General features: G+C 64.0%; 20 protein-coding genes. 4 read left to right on the top strand and 16 right to left on the bottom strand.

Annotated features, from left to right (window positions below; genetic code table 11):
• Positions 1-2: 2 nt before the first annotated feature.
• The 9 genes from I6F21_RS18035 to eno form a co-directional block, all read right to left on the bottom strand.
• Positions 3-305 (bottom strand): DUF5076 domain-containing protein, encoded by a 303-nt coding sequence (locus I6F21_RS18035; protein ID WP_008547332.1) that lies wholly within the window; start codon positions 303-305, stop codon positions 3-5.
• 3 nt (positions 306-308) lie between these two features.
• Positions 309-1691, bottom strand: a complete 1383-nt coding sequence (locus I6F21_RS18030; RefSeq protein WP_074447972.1) for a pyruvate dehydrogenase complex E1 component subunit beta — start codon at positions 1689-1691, stop codon at positions 309-311.
• Positions 1692-1719: 28 nt separating this feature from the next.
• Positions 1720-2742 (bottom strand): pyruvate dehydrogenase (acetyl-transferring) E1 component subunit alpha, encoded by a 1023-nt coding sequence (gene pdhA / locus I6F21_RS18025; RefSeq protein ID WP_036025165.1) that lies wholly within the window; start codon positions 2740-2742, stop codon positions 1720-1722.
• Positions 2743-3007: 265 nt separating this feature from the next.
• Positions 3008-4525: an aldehyde dehydrogenase gene (gene adh, locus I6F21_RS18020; RefSeq protein WP_225183353.1), complete on the bottom strand. Its 1518-nt coding sequence runs from the start codon at positions 4523-4525 to the stop codon at positions 3008-3010.
• 268 nt (positions 4526-4793) lie between these two features.
• Entirely contained in the window at positions 4794-5753 is a 960-nt protein-coding gene (locus I6F21_RS18015; protein WP_225140005.1) for a GAF domain-containing protein, read from the bottom strand.
• Positions 5754-5964: 211 nt separating this feature from the next.
• Positions 5965-6282 (bottom strand): septum formation initiator family protein, encoded by a 318-nt coding sequence (locus I6F21_RS18010; protein ID WP_025036496.1) that lies wholly within the window; start codon positions 6280-6282, stop codon positions 5965-5967.
• A gap of 178 nt (positions 6283-6460) precedes the next feature.
• On the bottom strand, positions 6461-7012 hold the full coding sequence (locus I6F21_RS18005; protein WP_036009870.1) for an NAD(P)H-dependent oxidoreductase: 552 nt from the start codon (positions 7010-7012) through the stop codon (positions 6461-6463).
• Positions 7013-7214: 202 nt separating this feature from the next.
• Entirely contained in the window at positions 7215-8348 is a 1134-nt protein-coding gene (locus I6F21_RS18000; protein WP_225140006.1) for a zinc-binding dehydrogenase, read from the bottom strand.
• A 46-nt stretch (positions 8349-8394) separates the two neighbouring features.
• Entirely contained in the window at positions 8395-9678 is a 1284-nt protein-coding gene (gene eno / locus I6F21_RS17995; RefSeq protein WP_036009930.1) for a phosphopyruvate hydratase, read from the bottom strand.
• A 174-nt stretch (positions 9679-9852) separates the two neighbouring features.
• On the opposite strand from eno, the gene I6F21_RS17990 reads away from it, so the two are divergent.
• Complete coding sequence (locus I6F21_RS17990) at positions 9853-10830, top strand: lyase (RefSeq protein WP_225140007.1); 978 nt, start codon at positions 9853-9855, stop codon at positions 10828-10830.
• Positions 10831-10942: 112 nt separating this feature from the next.
• On the top strand, positions 10943-11419 hold the full coding sequence (gene queF, locus I6F21_RS17985; RefSeq protein ID WP_225140008.1) for a preQ(1) synthase: 477 nt from the start codon (positions 10943-10945) through the stop codon (positions 11417-11419).
• 78 nt (positions 11420-11497) lie between these two features.
• Here the strand turns inward: queF and I6F21_RS17980 are convergent, their stop codons facing one another.
• Positions 11498-12691 (bottom strand): serine hydrolase domain-containing protein, encoded by a 1194-nt coding sequence (locus I6F21_RS17980; protein ID WP_225140009.1) that lies wholly within the window; start codon positions 12689-12691, stop codon positions 11498-11500.
• A 55-nt stretch (positions 12692-12746) separates the two neighbouring features.
• Positions 12747-14387, bottom strand: coding sequence for an NAD(P)/FAD-dependent oxidoreductase (locus I6F21_RS17975; protein WP_225140010.1), 1641 nt, complete (start codon positions 14385-14387; stop codon positions 12747-12749).
• A gap of 312 nt (positions 14388-14699) precedes the next feature.
• Here I6F21_RS17975 and I6F21_RS17970 point away from each other — a divergent pair, with 312 nt between their 5' ends.
• Positions 14700-15587: an AraC family transcriptional regulator gene (locus I6F21_RS17970; protein ID WP_225183352.1), complete on the top strand. Its 888-nt coding sequence runs from the start codon at positions 14700-14702 to the stop codon at positions 15585-15587.
• Positions 15588-15786: 199 nt separating this feature from the next.
• Here I6F21_RS17970 and I6F21_RS17965 read toward each other — a convergent pair whose 3' ends face one another.
• Positions 15787-16032, bottom strand: coding sequence for a cyclic nucleotide-binding domain-containing protein (locus tag I6F21_RS17965; protein WP_225140012.1), 246 nt, complete (start codon positions 16030-16032; stop codon positions 15787-15789).
• A gap of 60 nt (positions 16033-16092) precedes the next feature.
• Positions 16093-17181, bottom strand: a complete 1089-nt coding sequence (locus tag I6F21_RS17960; protein WP_225140013.1) for a cyclase family protein — start codon at positions 17179-17181, stop codon at positions 16093-16095.
• Between the two features lie 116 nt (positions 17182-17297).
• On the opposite strand from I6F21_RS17960, the gene I6F21_RS17955 reads away from it, so the two are divergent.
• Positions 17298-18371 carry a GTP-binding protein gene (locus tag I6F21_RS17955; protein ID WP_225140014.1) on the top strand — a complete coding sequence of 358 codons (1074 nt, stop codon included), beginning with the start codon at positions 17298-17300 and terminating at the stop codon, positions 18369-18371.
• A gap of 57 nt (positions 18372-18428) precedes the next feature.
• On the opposite strand, the gene I6F21_RS17950 is transcribed toward I6F21_RS17955, so the two are convergent.
• From I6F21_RS17950 to I6F21_RS17940, 3 genes are all read right to left on the bottom strand, one after another.
• A complete protein-coding gene (locus tag I6F21_RS17950; protein ID WP_225140015.1) occupies positions 18429-19637 on the bottom strand; it encodes an MFS transporter in 1209 nt (402 codons plus the stop codon).
• Complete coding sequence (kdsA, locus tag I6F21_RS17945; protein WP_036009900.1) at positions 19637-20485, bottom strand: 3-deoxy-8-phosphooctulonate synthase; 849 nt, start codon at positions 20483-20485, stop codon at positions 19637-19639. Before kdsA ends, I6F21_RS17950 begins: the two co-directional genes overlap by 1 nt.
• 113 nt (positions 20486-20598) lie before the next feature.
• Complete coding sequence (locus I6F21_RS17940) at positions 20599-20925, bottom strand: NIPSNAP family protein (protein WP_057030503.1); 327 nt, start codon at positions 20923-20925, stop codon at positions 20599-20601.
• Between the last annotated feature and the right edge of the window lie 335 nt (positions 20926-21260).

Here is a 21260-nt window from a genome sequence, read left to right as displayed (position 1 = left end):
GGTCAGTGCCCCTTGCCACGTGGCGTGGTGGTGCCCGTGTCGGTGGGACGCTCGATCTCGGCCTGGAACATGTCGAGGATCCGGTTCAGCGCGTCCTCCTCGGTATATTCGCTCTCGCGCGCATAGGCGCGCGCGGCATGACGGGCGAGATCGACGAGCAGGAGGCCCCACATGTCCGGCTCCTCGAAGGCGCGCTGGAACGCCATCGACAGCCCACCATCCAGGACGAACACGCGCAGGATCTCGACCGCGTCGTCGCGGGTCATGACGTCTGGCGGCAGTGGCTGCTCCTTGGGGCCTGCCATGATCTACCTGTAGCAGACGGCTTTGGCGGCTTCGACGACGTCCGCCGCCGAGGGCAGCGCGAGCTTCTCCAGGTTCGCGGCATAGGGCATCGGCACGTCCTTGCCAGACACGCGCGTCACCGGCGCATCAAGATAGTCGAAGGCGTTCTCCATGATGCGCGCGGCGATCTCGGCGCCGACGCCGCTCTGGGCCCACCCCTCTTCCACCGTAACCGCACGTCCCGTTTTCTTCACGGAGTTGATGATGGTCTCCGTGTCCATCGGGCGCAGCGTGCGCAGGTCGATCACCTCGGCCTCGATGCCGTCCTTGGCGAGCTCGTCCGCAGCCTTCAGCGCATAGGTCATGCCGTTCGACCAGGAGATGATCGTGACGTGACTGCCGGCGCGCACGATGCGCGCCTTGCCGATCGGAATGATGAAGTCGTCGAGCTTCGGGACTTCGCCAGTGTGGCCGTACAGCACCTCGTTCTCGAGAAAGATCACCGGGTTGGGATCGCGGATCGCAGCCTTGAGCAGGCCCTTGGCGTCCGCGGCGGAATACGGCGCGACCACCTTGAGGCCCGGGACGTGCGAATACCACGCCGAATAGTCCTGGCTGTGCTGGGCGGCAACGCGCGCGGCCGCACCGTTCGGACCGCGGAACACGATCGAGCAGCCCATCTGGCCGCCCGACATGTAGAGCGTCTTGGCCGCGGAGTTGATGATCTGGTCGATCGCCTGCATGGCGAAGTTAAAGGTCATGAACTCGACGATCGGCTTGAGACCGGTCATCGCGGCACCGACGCCGACGCCCGCGAAGCCGTGCTCGGTGATCGGCGTGTCGATCACGCGCTTGGCACCGAACTCCTGAAGCAGGCCCTGGGTCACCTTGTAGGCGCCCTGATATTCGGCAACTTCTTCGCCCATCACGAACACGTCCGCGTCGCGGCGCATCTCTTCGGCCATGGCATCGCGCAGCGCTTCGCGGATGGTCTGCGTCACCATTTCGGTGCCGGCGGGGACTTCCGGATCGGGCTCGGCGACGGCCTGGGGAGCAGGCGCGGCTTTCGGCGCGGGCGCCTCGGCCTTTGCTGCGGCCGGCGGCGCGGACTCCGCAGCCTTCGCCGCCGCTGCGGGTGCCTTGGCGAGATCAGCCGCGCTCTCGCCGTCGGCGAGAATGGTCGCGATCGGGGTGTTCACCGCGACGTCGGCGGTGCCCTCGGGGATCAGGATCTTGCCGAGCGTGCCCTCGTCGGTCGCCTCGACCTCCATGGTCGCTTTGTCGGTCTCGATCTCGGCGATGACGTCGCCGGACTTGATCGTCTCGCCCTCTTTCTTCAGCCATTTGGCGAGGTTGCCCTTCTCCATCGTGGGCGACAACGCGGGCATCAGCACTTGAATTGGCATATCTTCTCCAAAGAAAGCTTGCGCGCGTTCAGCGGTACACGTCGGTCCAGAGCTCGGCGGCATCCGGCTCGGGATCATGCTGGGCGAAATCGGCGGAGGCGTTGACGATGTCGCGCACTTCGGCGTCGATCGCCTTGAGATCGGCCTCGCTGACCTTGGCGGCGAGCAACCGATTGCGAACCTGCTCGATCGGATCCTGGTCGTGGCGAACCTTCTCGACCTCCTCGCGCGTACGATATTTTGCAGGATCGGACATCGAGTGGCCGCGATAGCGATAGGTCTGCATCTCCAGGATGAAGGGACCCTTGCCGCCACGGCACCAGGCCGCCGCCTCCTCGCCCGCCGCCTTCACGGCGCGGACGTCCATGCCGTCGACCTGCTTGCCCGGGATGTTGAATGACGCCCCGCGCTTGGAAAAATCCTGCTGCGCCGAGGCGCGCGAGACCGAGGTGCCCATGGCGTAGCGGTTGTTCTCGATGACGTAGATCACCGGCAGCTTCCAGAGCTCCGCCATGTTGAAGCTCTCATAGACCTGGCCCTGATTGGCCGCGCCGTCGCCGAAATAGGTGACGCTGACATTGTCGTTGCCGCGATAGTGGTTGGCAAAGGCGAGGCCGGTGCCGAGCGAGACCTGGGCGCCGACGATGCCGTGACCGCCGTAGAAGTGCTTCTCCTTGCTGAACATGTGCATGGAGCCGCCCTTGCCCTTGGAATAACCGCCGCGACGTCCCGTCAGCTCGGCCATGACACCGTTGGCATCCATGCCGGTCGCGAGCATGTGACCGTGGTCGCGATAGCCGGTGATGACCTGATCGCCCTCTTTGAGGGCCATCTGCATGCCGACCACCACGGCCTCCTGGCCGATATAGAGGTGGCAGAAGCCGCCGATGGCGCCCATGCCGTAGAGCTGGCCTGCCTTTTCCTCGAAACGCCGGATCAGGAGCATGTCGCGGAGCGCCTTGAGTTCCTGCTCCTTCGTGAATTCCGGGGGCGAACCGCCGTCGGTCTTGTCCTGTGGAGCGCTTGCGGCGGCTTTCTTGGGTGCGGCCATGGGAATTCCGGGTCAGAGAAAACTTTCGCCCTCTCTAACCCAAGTCAAACGCCCTTGGAAAGCACCGCGGCGGCATGGCACGACTTTCATTATGCCGCACTGCAACGTGATCGAAATATTGCAAAATCTTTGGCGCTGATCGGGCAACAAATCTATGAGCGCCATCGCGCGCGCATATTCGTGACCGGATCAAGAACGGTGCACGACGCCAATCCCGACATGCGGAGCGGACGGCGCCGAAGCGGCGCCGCCCTCTCCGATCCGATCAGAAGAAGCCGAGCTTCTTCGGGCTGTAGCTGACCAGGAGGTTCTTGGTCTGTTGGTAATGATCGAGCATCATCTTGTGGGTCTCGCGCCCGACGCCCGACTGCTTGTAGCCGCCGAAAGCCGCATGGGCGGGATAGGCGTGGTAGCAGTTGGTCCAGACCCGGCCGGCCTGGATCTCCCGGCCGAATCGGTAGCAGCGATTGGCGTCGCGGCTCCAAACGCCGGCACCCAGGCCGTAGAGCGTGTCGTTGGCGATCGCGAGCGCCTCTTCGTCGGTCTTGAAGGTCGTGACCGAGACGACGGGGCCGAAAATCTCCTCCTGGAAGATTCGCATCTTGTTGTGGCCCTCGAACACGGTCGGCTGGACGTAGAAGCCCCCGGTGAGATCGCCGCCGAGATCGGCGCGTCCGCCGCCGGCCAGCACCTTGGCGCCCTCCTGCTTGCCGATGTCGATATAGGAGAGGATCTTGCTGAGCTGCTCGCTGGAAGCCTGCGCGCCGATCATGGTCGTGGCATCGCGCGGATCGCCCTGCTTGATCGCGGCGACGCGCTTGAGCGCCCGCTCCATGAAGCGGTCATAGATGTCGGCGTGGACCAGCGCCCGGCTCGGACAGGTGCAGACCTCGCCCTGGTTCAGCGCGAACATGACGAATCCCTCGATCGCCTTGTCGAAGAAATCGTCGTCCTCGGCGGTGACGTCCTTGAAGAAGATGTTGGGCGACTTGCCGCCGAGCTCTAGCGTGACCGGAATAAGATTCTGGCTGGCATATTGCATGATCAGCCGGCCCGTCGTGGTCTCGCCGGTGAAGGCGATCTTGGCAATGCGCGGGCTCGACGCCAGCGGCTTGCCGGCCTCGAGGCCAAAGCCGTTGACGATGTTGAGGACGCCTGCTGGCAGCAGGTCGGCGATGACCTCGGCGAAGACCATGATCGAGGCCGGGGTCTGCTCGGCGGGCTTGAGCACCACGCAATTGCCGGCGGCCAGCGCCGGCGCGAGCTTCCAGCAGGCCATCAGAAGCGGGAAGTTCCAGGGAATGATCTGGCCGACCACGCCGAGCGGCTCGTGGAAATGATAGGCGATGGTGTCGTGGTCGATCTCGCCGATCGAGCCTTCCTGGGCGCGGACGACACCGGCGAAATAGCGGAAATGGTCGATCGCGAGCGGCAGGTCGGCGGCGCGCGTCTCGCGGATCGGCTTGCCGTTGTCCCAGGTCTCGGCAATCGCGAGGCGCTCGAGGTTCTCTTCCATGCGGTCGGCGATCCGGTTCAGGACCGCGGCGCGCTCGGCGACGCTGGTGCGGCCCCAGGCGGACTTGGCGGCATGCGCCGCGTCGAGCGCTGCCTCGATGTCCTGCGCGTCGGACCGCGCGATCTTGCAGACGACCTGGCCAGTCAGGGGCGAGGCATTGTCGAAATATTTCCCGGAGATCGGCGCGACGAACTTGCCGCCGATGAAATTGTCGTAGCGTTCGGCAAAGGGCACTTTGGTGACGCTGAGGAATTCCACCTTGTTCATTGATCACTCCCGATGTTGCTGTTTGCGCTTTGTCGTCGCCTGTTTGCGACTTGCGCCGACGATGATGCGGGAGGCGATGTCTGTCAGCCCGGGCGGACGCGATGGCGGAGCCGACCTGTCGCAGAACTGCGACAGTCGTGGACGAGGTAAGCGTGAGATGGAGCGCTCACAGCCACCCTACCGTTATTGCGAACGCAGCGAAGCAATCCAGAGTCCCTCCGCGGAAAGATTCTGGATTGCTTCGCTGCGCTCGCAATGACGGCTGAGCTCAGTGGTTCAGCTCGAACCGCTTCAGCTTCCGGTGCAGCGTCGCGCGGCTGACGCCGAGGGCCTTGGCGGCGGCGGAGACATTGCCGCCGGCACGCAACAGCGCGCGCTGCAGTACCGCACGCTGGCCACCGGCAAGATGATCGCGCGCGGCATCGCCGCCGAGAAGATCGGCCGCGGGCACCGGCCGCAACGCACCGCCGGGCGCGATGCCGAGCGCTGCCCGCGCGGAGCGCGTTGCGCCGATCACGAGATCGTCCGCATCGACCGCAACGAGGCCGCCGCAGCTTCCATCCGCCGCCTGTGTCAGCACGATGCGGGCATGGGCGAAGACCTTGCGAAACAGGTCGGCCTCGATCCGCCTGGCCGCCTCGCCTGCCGCGAGCGCGATCAGGCTGGCAAAGGCGTCGGTGCGGTCGGCGCGGCAGGAGGAGACGTCGAGCACGCCCGCGAGCGCCGCCTCGTGATCGTAGATCGGAACGGCGGTGCAGCTCAGAAGCGTGTTGCGCGCAAAGAAGTGCTGGTCGCGATCGATGGTCAGCGGACGCTGCTCGACGAGGCAGGTGCCGATACCGTTGGTGCCCTCGTGCTCCTCGCTCCAGAGTGCACCGGTCCAAAGGCCCCAGGACTGAAACGTCGCATCGTCCGCCACCGTGCCGCGGCGATCGACCGGCACGCCCTCGCGATCGGCGAGCAGCACGCAGCAGCCCGCAGCGCCGACAGCCTGATATAGCCGGTCCATGGCGCCCTGGGCGGCCGCCAGAAGCGGCGCGATGCGCTCGCGCGCCTGCTGCAGCTCGGCTTCGGTCAGCCGCATCGGCGCGGCGTGGCCGCCGGGATCGAGATGGTGCAATCGGGAGGAACGGCGCCACGAGGCCACGAGCGCGGACCGGGCCGCCTGGCCTGACGCGATGGCGGCCTCGACGCGGGCCGCGTGATGCCGGGGCATTGTCCCATTCATCACAGTTTCCTCCGGATAGCAGTGTAGGACGCGCCGGTGCTCCCCGGTTGATCTGCGTCAACTTCAGCGAACGCCAGCAAAGGCATGAGCCCGCCGCGGCGCCGCCGTCAAGGCAACGGCACGGTTTTGGGTTACGACCTTCGCAGGAGGAGGCAGGTTGCCGGTGTCAGCAGCGACTTTCCCCTGCGGCTTTCGAAAGCTGCGGATGCCGCTAGTTCGCCGGGATCATCCGAACGAGATCGCGCGGATGGACATAGTCGAGCTGGAAGCGCGCCCGCTCGTCCAGCATGTCCGGGTCGATCTTCTCGGACCGCAGCAGCGACACCCGTTGTTCACTTCTGGCGCGCTCGCGCTTGAGCTGAGCCAGCTCGCTCGTCAGCGCGATGATCTCCTGGTCGAGCTCCTGGCGGGCGTTGAGACCGTATTTGCCGGTGTAGGCGTTGACGCCGAAATAGCCGACGATCGCCGCCGCCATCGCATAGAGGGCAAGACCGGTCAGGATCGATTTCAGGCGCGCGCGGGAGACCATCTTCGGAAGATGGGACAGGTTGGTTAAGGGAGTGCTAATTGCCAGAACGAGGCACTATTCCCACGACGCGTCATGGCCGGGCTTGTCCCGGCCATCCACGTGCTTTGCCGGCGATAACGAAGAACGTGGATGCCCGGGACAAGCCCGGGCATGACGGAGCGTCGGCTTGGCCGGAAGCTCAGCCCTGATTCTTCGCCACATGCGCGGCGAAGGCGTCGATGTATTGCTGCAGCACCGTCTTGAGGGAGTCCTTGGTCAGGTTGCCGTCCGCATCGAAGGCATCGCCGACGCTACTGAGATAGATTTCCGGCTGCTGAAGGACCGGACCGGAAATGCCCGGCAGGATGTTCTGCAGATGCTTGGCCGCGCTGACGCCGCCGAGCAGCCCCGGCGAGTTGGAGATGATGCCGACCGGCTTGCCGAGGAACGAGCTCTTGCCGTAGGGGCGCGAGGCGACGTCGATGGCATTCTTCAGAACGCCCGGGATCGAGCGGTTGTATTCGGGCGTGACGAACAGGACGCCATTCGACGTCTTGAGCTTCTCGCGGAAGGCGAGCCAGTCCGCGGGCGGCGCGCCCTCTAGGTCCTGGTTGAAGAACGAGATGCCCGCCGGCGTGATCACCTCGAGCTTGAGCGAGGCAGGCGCAAGCTTGGCGAGCGCATTGGCGATCTTGAGCGAGAAGCTGTCCTTGCGCAGGCTGCCAGCGATCGTGACGATGTTGTAGGCCATTGGGTGTCCTTGAAGGCTCGAGCGGAAATGCCGGGACGGCACTTAAGCCATCCGGGTCAATAGATGCAAGTGCATGAACCGGTCCGATTTGGAAACGCTGCGTTTCTGGAAATGGGTGCGCGCGCGCTTCATCCGGCCAAGATCAACAGCAATCAGGCCGCCAAGCGGCGGCCTGATGTCCGTCGGTAACGGTCCGAAGCGATCACTTGTTCGGGTTGATCAGGAATTTTTCGCCGGTGGCCCGCTTGGCGTAGACTGCGATATTGGCGGGATCGAGCGCCTCGGCGAGCGAGACAACCTTGGTGTAATGGCTGGCGAAGGTGGTTTTGAGCTCGGATGCCACGCGCTGGCGCAGGCGGCCGATCTCGGCCGGGCCGATGTTTTGAAGGAATGGCGTGAGCAGCCAGCCGCCGACGCCCCAGCTGAGCCCGAACGAGCGGTTCAGCTCCGTCGGCCGCGTGTCGAGGCTGCCATATATGTAGACCTGCTTGTACACGTTGGAGCCGTAGCGGCTGTATTCCTTCGCGGTCTTGTTGGCTGCGATCTCCATCGCGGTCAGGATCTGGCTCGCCAGCTTGCCGCCGCCGATGGCGTCGAAGGCGATGGTGGCGCCGGTCTCGACCAGCGCGTTGGTCAGATCGTCCATGAAGCTGGGCGCGCTGGAATCCACGACGTACTTTGCGCCGATCTTGTGCAGGATGTCGGCCTGCTCCTTGTTCCTGACGATGTTGACGAGGCCGATGCCGTCCTTGATGCAGATCTTGTTGAGCATCTGACCGAGATTGGAGGCGGCGGCCGTGTGCACGAGCGCCTTGTGGTTCTCCCGCCGCATCGTCTCGGTCATGCCGAGTGCGGTCAGCGGATTGACGAACCAGGAGGCGCCGTCCGCCGCCGTGGTGCCCGGCGGCAGCTCCATGACGTCGCGGACCTTCAGCACGCGGTACTGCGTGTACATCGCGCCGCCGATCATCGACACCGTCTTGCCCATCAGGGCCTTGGCCGCATCCGACGATCCGGTCCGTATCACCGTGCCGGCGCCCTCGTTGCCGACCGGCAGCGACTGATCGAATCTCGCCGCCATCATCCGCATCGCCGCCTCCGGCATCGTGGCAGTGATGACCGGCATCTCCTTGGTGCCGGAAGCCTTGGCGGCCGACATGTCGGCGGGTCCGATCAGCAGCCCGAGATCGGACGGGTTGATCGGGGTGGCCTCGACGCGAACCACGACCTCATCGTCGGCCGGCTCCGCGATCGGGACCGTCACGAGAGACAATTCCAGCTCGCCGCTCTTCTTGAGCAGCGAACGCAATTCCAGTCCGGTCTTGCCGTCACTCATGTCGATCCTCCCCTGTCCTTCTGTTCGCGCGGATCGAGACGCCGGCTTACGCCAGCGCCTTCAGTGCCGCCCTGCCGCCATAGAGCGCCTGCTTGCCGAGCTGCTGCTCGATGCGCAAGAGCTGGTTGTATTTGGCGGTCCGGTCGGACCTTGCAAGGGAGCCGGTCTTGATCTGACCGCAATTGGTGGCGACCGCGAGGTCGGCGATGGTGGAATCCTCGGTCTCGCCGGAGCGGTGCGACATCACCGAGGTGTAGCCGGCCTTGTGCGCCATCTCGACCGCGGCGAGCGTCTCGGTCAGCGTGCCGATCTGGTTGACCTTGATCAGGATCGAGTTGGCGCGGCCGGTCTTGATGCCTTCGGCAAGGCGCTTGACGTTGGTGACGAAGAGGTCGTCGCCGACCAGCTGGCACTTCTTGCCGATCAGGTCGGTGAGCTCCTTCCAGCCGTCCATGTCGTCTTCCGACATGCCGTCCTCGATGGTCACGATCGGATAGCGCGCGACGAGGTCGGCAAGATACTTCGCCTGCTCGGAGATCGAACGGGTCTTGCCCTCGCCTTCATAGACGTATTTGCCGTCCTTGAAGAACTCGGTCGAGGCGCAGTCGAGGCCGAGCATGATGTCGGTGCCCGCCTTGAAGCCGGCCTTGCCGATCGCATTCATGACGAAGTCGAGCGCGGCGTCCGCCGACGGCAGGTTCGGAGCGAAACCGCCCTCGTCGCCGACATTGGTGTTGTGGCCGGCCTTCTTCAATTCGGACTTCAGCGTATGGAAGACTTCCGCGCCGTAGCGCAGGCCCTCGGCAAAGCTCGAGGCGCCGACCGGCAGGATCATGAATTCCTGGAAGTCGATCGGGTTGTCGGCGTGCACGCCGCCGTTGATGATGTTCATCATCGGCACCGGCAGCAGGCGCGCGGAGGTGCCGCCGACATAGCGATAGAGCGGCATGTCGAGCGAATTCGCGGCCGCCTTGGCGCAGGCCAGCGAGACGCCGAGGATGGCGTTGGCGCCCAGCCGGCTCTTGTTCGGCGTGCCGTCGAGGTCGATCATGATCTGGTCGATCTGGGCCTGCTGCTCGACATCGAGGCCGCTCAGAGCCTCGAAGATCTCGCCATTGACGGCGCCGACCGCCTTGGTCACGCCCTTGCCGAGATAGCGCGCCTTGTCGCCGTCGCGCAGTTCCACGGCCTCATGGGCGCCGGTGGAGGCGCCGGACGGAACCGCGGCGCGGCCGAGCGCCCCGTCCTCCAGCACGACATCGACCTCGACGGTGGGATTGCCCCGGCTATCGAGAATTTCGCGGCCGATGATGTCGATGATGGCGGTCATGATGTCCACTTCCGTTCGTTGGGGCTGATCGGTGCCGCGGGTCTTACACGGGCCGCAAGCAAATGTGAACGCTTGGACGCACGGCTCCGACTGACGCGAAAGGCGCCTCAGAATATGCTCGACCGCATCTGGTCCGCGTGCCCAACCTCAATCTCAAACAGTCGGGGTAACGCCATGAATCGCCGCCAATTTCTTGCTTCGAGTGCCGCGCTGCTTGCCACCCGCCCAGGTTTTGCGCAGGAAGGCCCGTTCCGGACGAAATACTACCCGATCAGCCCAGGCATCGGCCTGCACGATCTCACGCCCGCCCCTGACGGCACGATCTGGTTCACCGCGCAGGGCAAGGGCCTGCTCGGCAGCCTCGATCCACGCGATGGCCGTTTCAAGACGGTCAGCCTCGGCCAGGGCGCGGCCCCACACGGCGTGACCATCGGGCCCGATGGCGCGCCCTGGATCACCGAGGGCGGCCAGAACGCGATTGCGCGGGTCGACCCCGCCGATCTCAAGGTGACGCTGTTCCGCCTGCCGGAAAAGTTAGCCTCCGCCAATCTCAACACCGGCGTGTTCGACAGGGATGGCACCTACTGGTTCACCGGCCAGTCCGGCTATTACGGCCGGCTGTCTCCGAAGACCGGCGAGATGAACGTGTTCAAGGCACCGAAGGGGGTCGGCCCCTACGGCATCACGGTCACGCCCAAGGGCGATATCTGGTACGCCTCCCTCGGCGGCAGCCATATCGCGAAGATCGACCGCGCGGGCGGCAATGCGACCGTGGTCGAGCCGCCGACCCCGAACCAGGGGTCGCGGCGCGTCTGGTCGGATTCGAGGGGCCGGATCTGGGTCAGCGAGTGGAACAGCGGCCACGTCTCGGTGCATGATCCCGCGGACGGCTCGTGGAAGACCTGGAAGCTGCCAGGCGAACGTCCCCGCGCCTATGCCGTTTATGTCGACGACAAGGACAAGGTCTGGCTGACCGATTTCTCCGCCAACGCCATCGTGCGCTTCGATCCCGCCACCGAGAAGTTCAACGTCTTCGCCAGCGACAAGGCCAACGCCAATGTCCGCCAGCTCGACGGGCGGCCGGGCGAGCTTTGGGGCTGCGAGTCCGGCAACGACCGCATCGTCATGATCCAGACAATCGCCGCCGGTTGACGACGAGCCCGTTTGCGTCCATCCCGGCATCCTCTGGAGCGCGATCTTATCGCGCTCCTATTGCTTAATTGAGCATGATCTTTCGGAAAACCGGTGCCCACTTTTCCGGATCATGCTCCACAGGATGTTGACGACGATGGCGAAAAAGTCCCTCCAGCTCGGCCGCGCGGTCGAATGGCCGCACACGCCGGAAGAGGCCCAACTCGACCGCGTGCCCAATCCGCAGAAAGGCACGGATTATCTGGTGCGCTTCACCGTGCCGGAATTCACCTCGCTCTGCCCGGTTACGGGCCAGCCGGATTTCGCGCATCTGATGATCGACTACGCGCCAGGCGCTTGGCTGCTGGAATCGAAATCGCTCAAGCTCTACATCGCCAGCTTCCGCAATCACGGCGCCTTCCACGAGGACTGCACCGTCATGATCGGCAAGCGCATCGCCAGCGAGATCAAGCCGAAATGGCTGCGCATCGGCGGCTATTGGTATCCGCGCGGCGGCATCCCGATCGACGTGTTCTGGCAGACCGGCCGCGTGCCGAAGGGACTCTGGGTGCCGGAGCAAGGCGTGGCGCCCTATCGCGGGCGGGGCTAGGGCATGCTCGGTCACGTGTGACCATCAAGAGAAAACGGCCTCGGTCGACAGCGACGAGGCCGCTCTCGCAGCACGGTCCTAGCTTGCCAAGCGCTTCCTCAGGCTCTGGTAGAGCGCCGTCTCGAAGTTCATATAGCCGATGAATGATGTCGGATCACCGAAGGGCAGAATCTGGGTGGCCCAGAACCCGCCGACGTTGTTCTGCCGATCGATCCAGTAGAACAGGTTGGCAAGCCCGGCCCAGCCCAGCGCGCCGGCGGGACGTCCTGTCGGGGCTTCCTCGTCGTTGACCATGAAGCTCAACGCCCAGGATTTGGATTGGCCCGGAAAGAATTCCGCGTCGTTGCACAGTGACGGGATGACACCCGTGATCGGCGTTACCTTCCTGTCGCCCAGGTGGTTCCTTTCCGCCATCCGAACGGTTTCGGCTTTCAGCACGCGGCCGTGTTCGCCAACCCCATCATTCAGCCACATGCGGATGAAACGCATGTAGTCGCCGACCGTGCCGTACAGGCCGTGGCCGCCCATATGGACTTCGGGCTTTGCCGGAAGCTCGAAATCCATCGGCGTCAGCGACCCGTCGGCATTCCGCGCGTGGATGCCGGCCAGTTTCTGGCGCATGGCGTCGGTCAGCTCGAAGGTCATGTTCTTGATCCCGAGCGGTTCGAAGATGCGCGTCTTGAAGACTTCACCGAGTCGCTTGCCCGTGATGGCCTCGATGATCTGGCCGCACCAGTCGAGATTCGTCCCATAGTCCCAGCGCTCGCCGGGATCGAACAGCAGCGGGGTCATCAGGGAGGCCTTGGTCGCGGTGATCACGCTGGGCTGCCCCTTCTCCTGCGCCAGCCGGTTGTAGGTGTGGTTGATGAAATCGTAGCTCAGGCCCGCCGTGTGGGTCATCAGCATGCGCGTGGTGATATCGCGCTTCGGTGCACGCAGGATCGGCTCGCCCGCTGCATCGAAGCCCTCGATCACCTGCAGCTTTCCGATCTCGTTCGCGTAACGCTTCGCGGGCGCATCGAGATCGAGCTTGCCCTCCTCGACGAGTTGCAGAACGGCCGTGCCGGTAATCGCCTTGGTGGTGGAGAAAAGGGCAAAGACGCTGTCGGTGGTCATGTCCGCCGGCCGATCGAGACGGCGTTTGCCGGCTGCGCCTTCATAGATGTTGCGCCGGCGGTCCGTCACCATCGCGACAACGCCGGGCACGCGCGGCGTGGATGTGACGACGCCGTCGAGAACGGCATCTGCCGTCGCGCCAAAATTCATGATCATGATCATCCTCCCGTGCTGGATTGTTTGATGTGGTCGATGCTCGCGTCGCGAGCGCTCATTGCATCGCGAAGCCCTCGTAACCGTTCACCGCGACCTCGTCGCACTTCTGTCGATACGCGCCGACGCCGCCGCAGTACGACAGGACACGGCGCGGCTTGCCTTCGACGTTCGAGCCCAGGTACCAGGAATTGGTTTTCGCGATCAGCGTCGCGTTTGCGATCTCATCGTGATGGGCCACCCAGCTGTCCTGGGCGTCCTTTGTCGGCTCGACCACCTTCAGATCCTTGCTGCGCATGTACTTGATGCAGTCATCGATCCATTCGACCTGCTGCTGCAGGCACGTGGTCATGTTGCACAGCGCGGCGGACGGAGCGAGCGGAACGGCGGTCGTGAACAGGTTGGGATAGCCGTGAACCTGCAGGCCCATCGTGGTGCGGATGTCCCTGCCCCAGTCCTCCCTCAGCGATCGGCCGTCGCGGCCCCTGATATCGATGCGCGTCAAGGCACCGGTGCCGGCGTCGAAGCCGGTTGCTAGGATAATGACATCCAGCTCATGGACCGTACCGTCAGCGGTCTGAATACCAGTGGGCGTGACGCGATCGATCGGATTGCTCTTGACGCTGACGATCTCGACGTTGGGGCGATGGAAGGCCTCGAGGAAGTTCTGCTCGAGCGGCACACGGTGCGTTCCAAAGCCATAATCGGCAGGAATCAACGCATCGCACAGTTTCGGATCCCCGAGCCGCTCGCGCATCTTCCCGCGCACGAATTCGGAGATCTCGGCATTGACCTCCGGGTCGAAGAACAGCTCGGCGAACGAGGATATCCATAGCTTCAGGGAACCGTCATTCCAGCAATCCTCGATCACCGCGCGGCGGCGCTCCGGCGTGAGGTCTGCCCAGGCGTGCTCGAAATCGTATTCAAAGCCGGTGAATGTGCGCGGCAGGCGTTCGGTGAGCGACTTGAATCTCGACTTGTAGTCCTCGACCTCCGCGGCCCCAAATTTCGGATTCTTCATCGGGATGATGTATTGCGGCGTCCGGATGAACACCTTGAGATGGCCGACATCGCCGGCGATCGTCTGGATGACCTGGATGCCGGTCGCACCGTTACCGATGACTCCGACGCGCTTGCCTGCGAGGTCGACAGGCTGCTCCGGCCAGCGCGCCGTATGGAACAACCGTCCCTTGAAAGTCTCCTGCCCCGGAAAGGATACGTAGGGAGCCGACAGCATGCCGCAGCAGGTGACCAGAAACTGGGTGTCGATCACGTCGCCCCGGTCGGTCGTGACCAGCCAGCGCTGCGTGGCCTCGTTGAAGTGCGCGCTCTTGACCGTCGTACTGAACTGGATGTCCTTGCGCAGATCGAGACGGTCGGCGACGTAGTTCATCCAGCGCTCGATTTCGGGCTGGCCCGGAAACTTCTCGCTCCAGCTCCAATCCTTGTAGAGCTCCTCGGAGAAAAGATACTGATAGATGTAGGCCTCGGAGTCGAAGCGCGCGCCGGGATATCGATTCCAATACCACGTGCCGCCTACGCCTGACGCGGCGTCGATCCCCCTGACGCTCAATCCCTGCTCGCGCAGACGATAGAGTTGATAGAGCCCGGCGACGCCGGCTCCGACAACCACGGCATCGAATCTCGCTGGTCCATGCGAACCGTTGCTTCCATTGGATTTGGTCAGGGCTTCCGCCATTTCTTCCTCCTCGGTGATTTTTGAGTGCGCACGACCTTCCCCATCCGTCATACGATCGGATGGTGGTGCAGCGCGTCATTGTTGATCCCATCAGTGCGGGACGGGGGAAGCTATGAGTATTCCGGCGGCCGGAGCTTGAACAAATCGGACAATTCTTTGAACGAAGCCGGACGTCCGTTGCCGGTTCTGCAGTTCGGCAACGCGGCTCGCTTGGCAAATGGCAAAACCGGCTTATGCTCGTCTCCGCCGTTCGGCCAATGAGAAGCAGAAGCGGTCAACCGCGCCTTAGAATCAGGGAAGGAGTCGCGCGCGATGGGCCAATTAATCACGGTTGAGGAGCTCCCCCGCTACGCTCCCGGCCAATTGATGCTGGACAGTTCCGCCGTGGGCAAGGCTGACTTTCGGTTGCGCGTCTTCCGCTATGCGCCGTCCGACATCTGGGTGCCGCCGTCCGAGAATTTCCTGATCGTCGTCTATCGCGAAGGCACCACGTCAATGAACCGCCGTGTGACCGGCGCCTGGAAGCAGGATCACGTCGGACGCGGTGTCACAACCCTGCTGACACGTGCGGAGCCTTCGAACTGGCGCTGGAGCAATGACCTCGAAGTCAGCCATTTCTACATCTCGCCGAGCCTGATGACGAAGACCGCGAGCGAGGCATTCGACCGCGAGTCAGACGGCGTCGAACTCCACGATCTGCTCAGGATCGAAGATCCGGTGCTGACCTGGATCGGTGACCGGATGGTGCAGGAAGTGTCCGAAGGCGGCCCGGGCGGCCGGCTCTGCTACGATGCGCTGGCACTTCAGGCGAGCGTGCACATCTTGCGAAAATACGCCTCGGTGGAATTCAAGCTGCCCTGTCCGCAGGGGCGCTTCAGGCCAGCGCATGCAAGGCTGATCGAGGACTATGTCGAACAGAACATCTCCAGGAACATCACGCTCGAGGAGCTAGCCAACATCTGCAACTGCTCGCCGGTGCAGTTCGCGCGCAAGTTCCAGGTGCACTATGGCATGCGGCCGCATGCCTATGTCCTGAGCCGCAAGGTGGAGCGCGCCCGCCAACATCTGCGCAAGGATCGGCTCGCCCTGAAGGAAATTGCGCTCTTGAGCGGATTTTCCGATCAAAGCCATCTCAATCGGATTTTCCGCAGACACATGAACGTCACGCCGGCTGAGTATCGCAGGAGCTGCGCGAGCTAGCCTCCTCCGCCCAGTGTGACGTGGACGAAGTGAGACAGCCCCCACCCGTGTTCCGCGCAAGGTGCAGCGCGAAACGCTGCGCCCCGCACAGCCGGGACCGAGCGCCACGAATTCCGGACCCCGGACCAGCAACGCACCACGCCGCAAGTGCGGCGCGCTGCGTCGCATCAGGGGAACGAAAAACAATGTCTCGGTATAGTCAGTAGGCGCTCAGCAAATCCACCTTGGCATTCGCAAGCACCAGCCGCCGCGCCAGGATGGCGGCAAGATTGCGCACGATCTTCAACGACGTTTCCGGGTGCAGCCGGCGGTAATCGGCAAAGCTGTCGAGCGGCAGTTCGAGGCAGGTGACGGGCGTGTCGGCGAAGACGTCGGCGCTGCGGCTGTGCTCCAGGATCGCCATCTCGCCGAATTCCATGCCGGGACCATGCGAGGCGAGCCGCACGCCGCTCCGCAGCTCGCGTGGTGGGCGGGGACGTCCCGCCCACCCGCTTTTTTATCCGCCTCAGGTGATCGCGATCGGACAGCCGTTGCTGCCGGTCGCGCCTTTGATCGGCGATGGCGTGAACGAGTAGACGAACTGGTACTTCTTCTCGGCAATCAACTCGTCGAAGATCAGGTTCTCGTGGTTGAGAATGCCGTACTTGGTCTGCAATTCGCCGTGGACCGCGAAGGCGAGCGACTTGTCGGGATTGGGCACCACTTCGACCGCCCAGGTGTCGGCCGCTGTCAGCGCGAGATCCTTCTCGATGATCCACTTGGCGGCATCGAGGCCGATTCCAGGCTCGCCGCTATTGTAGCGATCATTGTTCTTCATCCACAGGGAGCCCCAGCCGGTGTGGAACATGATCGCATCGCCTGGCTTGATGTCACTCTCCTGGATGTTTTGCTTCGCGAGCGCCGCCTTGATATCGGCCGAGGTGATCTCCTGGCCCGCATCCATCATGCCGCCCTTCAGCGCGACCATATCGATCAGGTGGGCGCGTGTGAACAGCGGCTTGAGCTTCTCGGCGCCAAGCTTCTTCAGGCCGTAGGCGTCGCTGATCTCCGCGGCGGTGAAGCCGTTGTAGAAGCGCATCTCGCTCTTGTCGCCGTCCTTGCCCATCTGGATGCCGATATGGCCGAGCCCGTCGAATTGTGTCCCGGTCTGGCCGATTTCGGTGGCGAGAAACTCGTCGTGATAGACGAGCTTGTTGTCGCCGAACGGGCCGCCAGTCGGCCCGCCGGGAATGCGCAACGAGAATGCGCGGGCGCCGAACAACGGCATGCCTTGCTCGTAAACGCGGCCGATCTTGTAGATCTTGCCATCCTTGATCCACTTCACGGCATCGAGAACCTTCGCCGGCGTGATGTGGTTCGACGCGCCAGCCTCGTCGTCCTTGCCCCATTTCGAGGGCCACCAAGGCTTGTCCACGCCCTTTGGCATCGCCGGCGTTTGGGCTTGGGCCGCGGTGATCGGTGCGAGTGAGAACTTGCCGTGCATCGCACCTGCGAATGCCGCCCCAGCCGCACCAGCAAGGCCTGCCGTGCGCAGCAAGGTCCGCCGATCGGTCGCGGCACCGCCCCTCTCTTCATCGCCTTTGGCATCGTCCATCGTTTCCTCCCGGGTTGTGCCCGCTGAGATCGGGCTTAAGATCCTGTTTTCGGAATGCTCGTCCTCCATTAGGCTGTTGTCCAGCGACAAAAATAAGACCAGGGTTGAGGACGCCGATGAGCCTTTTCGAGAGCGACAAATCCGCCGAGCGGACTCCGGTGTCACTGATCACCGGCTTTCTTGGCAGCGGCAAGACCACACTGCTCAACCGCCTGCTGCGCCACGGCGCGATGAAGGACAGCGCCGTCATCATCAACGAATATGGCGAGGTCAGCCTCGACCACCTCCTCGTGGAACGCGTGGACGGCGAAGTCGCCGTGCTTGCGAGTGGTTGTATTTGCTGCACTATTCGCAGCGATCTGGAAGAGACCCTGCGCGCGCTGCTGGTGCGCCGCGATCGTGGCGAGGTCCCGCCGTTCCGCAGGATTCTGGTTGAGACAACGGGGTTGGCTGACCCCGCCCCCATCGCTCAGCTGCTGCTGAACAACCCTTTGGTCTCGCATTTCCTTCGGCTAGACACCGTGGTGACCACCGTCGACGCGGTCAATGCAGCGCGGCAGCTCGACCGCCAATACGAGGCGGTGAAGCAGGTCGCGCTCGCTGACCGGCTGCTGATCACCAAGCGCGATTTGGTCAATGATACTGACGCACTGGACTTGCGGCTTCGTCGGCTCAATCCCAGCGCCAGGATCGAGAACGTGGCGCATGGCGAGGTCGATCCGGCTCAACTGTTCGGCGCCGCCCTCATTGACCCCGAAAAGAAGACAGCCGATATCGAGCGCTGGCTCAACGAGCAGGCGTTCGCCGACGTCGCCAAGGCTGCACATGAGAGCGGCCACCATCATGATGACGGTCATGCCCATCACGAGCATCATAGCCACGATGCCTCGATCCTCAGCTTCATGATCGCATTCGACGATCCCCTTGACTGGATGGCCGTATCGCGCTGGCTCGCGCATCTGCGCGCCACCCGGGGCGAGGACCTCTTGCGGGTCAAGGGCATCTTGAATCTTCGCGATGAAGAGACGCCGGTCGCGGTTCATGGCGTCCACCACGTCTTCCATCCGCCGGTGGCGCTTGCAAAATGGCCCCATGCTGCCGACCGCCGTTCGCGCATCGTGTTCATCACCCGTGGCATTACGCGTCACGAGGTGCTTGACCTCTGGCAGGAGGCCTACGCGAGCGCCTGAGCGCCACAAGGACTGCTTGCGAAGCTTTTTGAGAGGGCGCTTCGTCCGGACGCGCCCTCAGACGCGCGCATCTGACGGCGCCCGCTGCTTGAGCAGCCGCGCGCAGACGAGGCCGAGCAGCACCATGATCGCGGCGCTCGCCGACAGGGTCGCCATCTTGCCGGCATGCTGGAGCCCGAAGCCGTAGGCGAGCGGCCCCACCGTCTGCCCCATGAAGAAGAAGAACGAATGCAGCGACATTGCGGTGGCGCGCGCCTCGACCGAGAGCTCGCTGGCGAAGACCTGGAGACAGCCATGGGCGATGTAGAAGCCCCAGCCCATCACGACGAGATTCAGCGCCTGCACTTCCCAGCGTGGACCGAAGGCGACGGCGATGAGCTGTGACGCCACCAGCGTCATCCCTGCGATCATCATGCCCTTCACGCCGAGCCAAGGCAGCAGGCGCGACACCGTGAGCGTGTAGAACAGGCCGCCGACCGCAAAGCCGGCGATGACGATGCCGGCGATCGACAGCGAGGTCTGGCCGAGCTCGAACAGGAACGAAGCGATGTAGGGAAACAGCCCGAGCACGCAGCAGCCTTCGATGAACACAGCCGAATAGCAGACATAGGCATTCGGGTTGGTGAAGATGGTGCGATAGCCGGCCTTCAGCGCCGAGAGGCTCGTCTTCGGCGGATGCTTGACCTTGGCGCCGCGAAAGCCGGCCGCGACCGCGATCGATGCGATGATCACGAGGACACCGAGCACCGCCAGCACGCCGCGCCAGCCGAGGAAATCACCGATCAGGCCTGAGGCCGAGGCGCCGAGCAGATTGCCCGTCATGGCGCCGGCGAGCGTGCGGCTGATCGCAACCTGGCGTTTCTCGGGACCGACGAGATCGCTGGTCAGACTGAGCGCCACCGGAAATACGCCGCCGGAGCCGATGCCCGCGAGGATGCGAGTTGCGAACAGAACCGAGAACGACGTCGAGAATGCGCCCAGGATGTTCGCGAAGCCGAGCAGCGCGAGGCAGCCGATCATCAGCCGGGTCTTGCCGAACAGGTCGGCGGCGGCCCCGATGATCGGCTGGATGATCGAGAAGGTGAAGGCGAACACCGCGGCAAAGCCCGCGGCGGTCGCGATGCTGACGCCAAAATCCTCGGCGACGTGCGGCAGCACCGGATCGAGTGCACGGGCCGATAAGGCAGCGGCGAAGCTTGCGCCTGAGATGACGTAAAGCGCCGTCGGCAAGCCGTGATCTTGCGGCCGCGCCTCGCTCTGCTGCATCAGCGCGGATTCTTTGCCAGCGCGTCGAACGCCATCAGCCGGGCGATGAGCCCCTCGAAGTCGCGCAGCGGTACCATGTTGGGACCGTCGGACGGCGCGCGATCGGGATCGGGATGGGTCTCGATGAAGACGCCGGCAACGCCGACCGCGACAGCTGCACGCGCCAGCACCGGGACGAATTCGCGCTCGCCGCCCGAGGACGTCCCCTTCCCGCCCGGCTGCTGCACCGAATGGGTGGCGTCGAAGATCACGGGCGCGCCGGTGGTGCGCGCCAGGATCGGCAGCGCGCGCATGTCGGAGACGAGCGTGTTGTAGCCGAAGGACGCACCGCGCTCGGTGACGAGCACGTTGGGATTGCCAGCGCTCGTGATCTTGGTCACGACATTGGCCATGTCCCAGGGTGCCAGGAACTGACCTTTCTTGACGTTGACGACCTTGCCGGTCGCGGCCGCCGCCAGCAGCAGATCGGTCTGCCGGCACAGAAAGGCTGGAATCTGCAGGATGTCCACAGCCTGCGCCACCTCGGCGCATTGCGTGGCTTCGTGCACGTCGGTCAGAACAGGCAAGCCGAGCGAGGATCGGATTTCCGCGAAGATCGGCAGCGACTGCGCAAGACCCAGCCCGCGCGCCGCCGCCGCGCTGGTGCGATTGGCCTTGTCGAACGAGGTCTTGTAGACGAGGCCGATGTTCAGCCGCTCCGCGATCTCCTTCAGCGCGGAGGCGACCTCCAGCGCATGCTGGCGGCTCTCGAGCTGGCAGGGCCCAGCAATGACCGCGATCGGCAAATCATTGCCGAACTTGACCCTGCCGATGGTGACGACCGGCGCCGCTGAATTCGAAGAGCTCAAGGCACATCCCTCGTTTCGGCGCGACCATAGCCGGCATGAGGGTCGGATCAACCCTCTTCCGCCCGGACGGTCCGAATATCAGGGTTGCGCCAGGGTTCCCTGCCCGCCGCCTGCTACTTCACCGCCGAGAAGGCGGTCGGCGCCAGGATCTGGCTGACGATGTTGGCGACGATCTGGCCGTCGGCTTCGCTCTCGGCGCGCGCCTTCATCCAGTCCGGATCGGTCATGAACGCGCCCCACTTCTTCTCGCGCTCGGCAAGCGAGTCCCAGGCGAGGAAATAGGTCAGCTCCTGGTTGGATTCGCCGATCAGGGTGGTGAAGAACCCGGCCTGCTTGATGCCATGCTTCTCCCAGATCTTCAGCGTGGCGGTCTCGAACCGCTTGAGCAATGCCGGTAGGCGGCCGGGCACGCAACGATAGACGCGCATTTCGTAGATCATTCTTGCTCCCTCCCTGACAGGAGCGGCGGTTATACCTGCTGGCCACAACTCTGTCTTGAGCCTCGGCCGGGCGACCCTCATGGCGGTTCGCGCATAGCTCGATAGCGCGGGGCCGGCGCTCTTGATAATGTGCAGGCTCGGTCCGGCGGATCAGCCGGCGACGGCCCGAGAGCAATCGGCAAAACGACGGAAGCGATCAAAGGGGGGCAGAGGCAATGACCTATTTTGATCTCGGACCCTACGGCCGCAAAATCAGCACGACTTCGCCCGATGCGCAGCTCTGGTTCGACCGAGGGCTCAACTGGGTGTTCGGATTCAACCACGGCGAGGCAATC

It is taken from the genome of Bradyrhizobium sp. NBAIM03, assembly GCF_020194055.1.
GTDB lineage: Bacteria > Pseudomonadota > Alphaproteobacteria > Rhizobiales > Xanthobacteraceae > Bradyrhizobium > Bradyrhizobium yuanmingense.
This window is presented reverse-complemented; position numbering and strand designations above follow the sequence as displayed.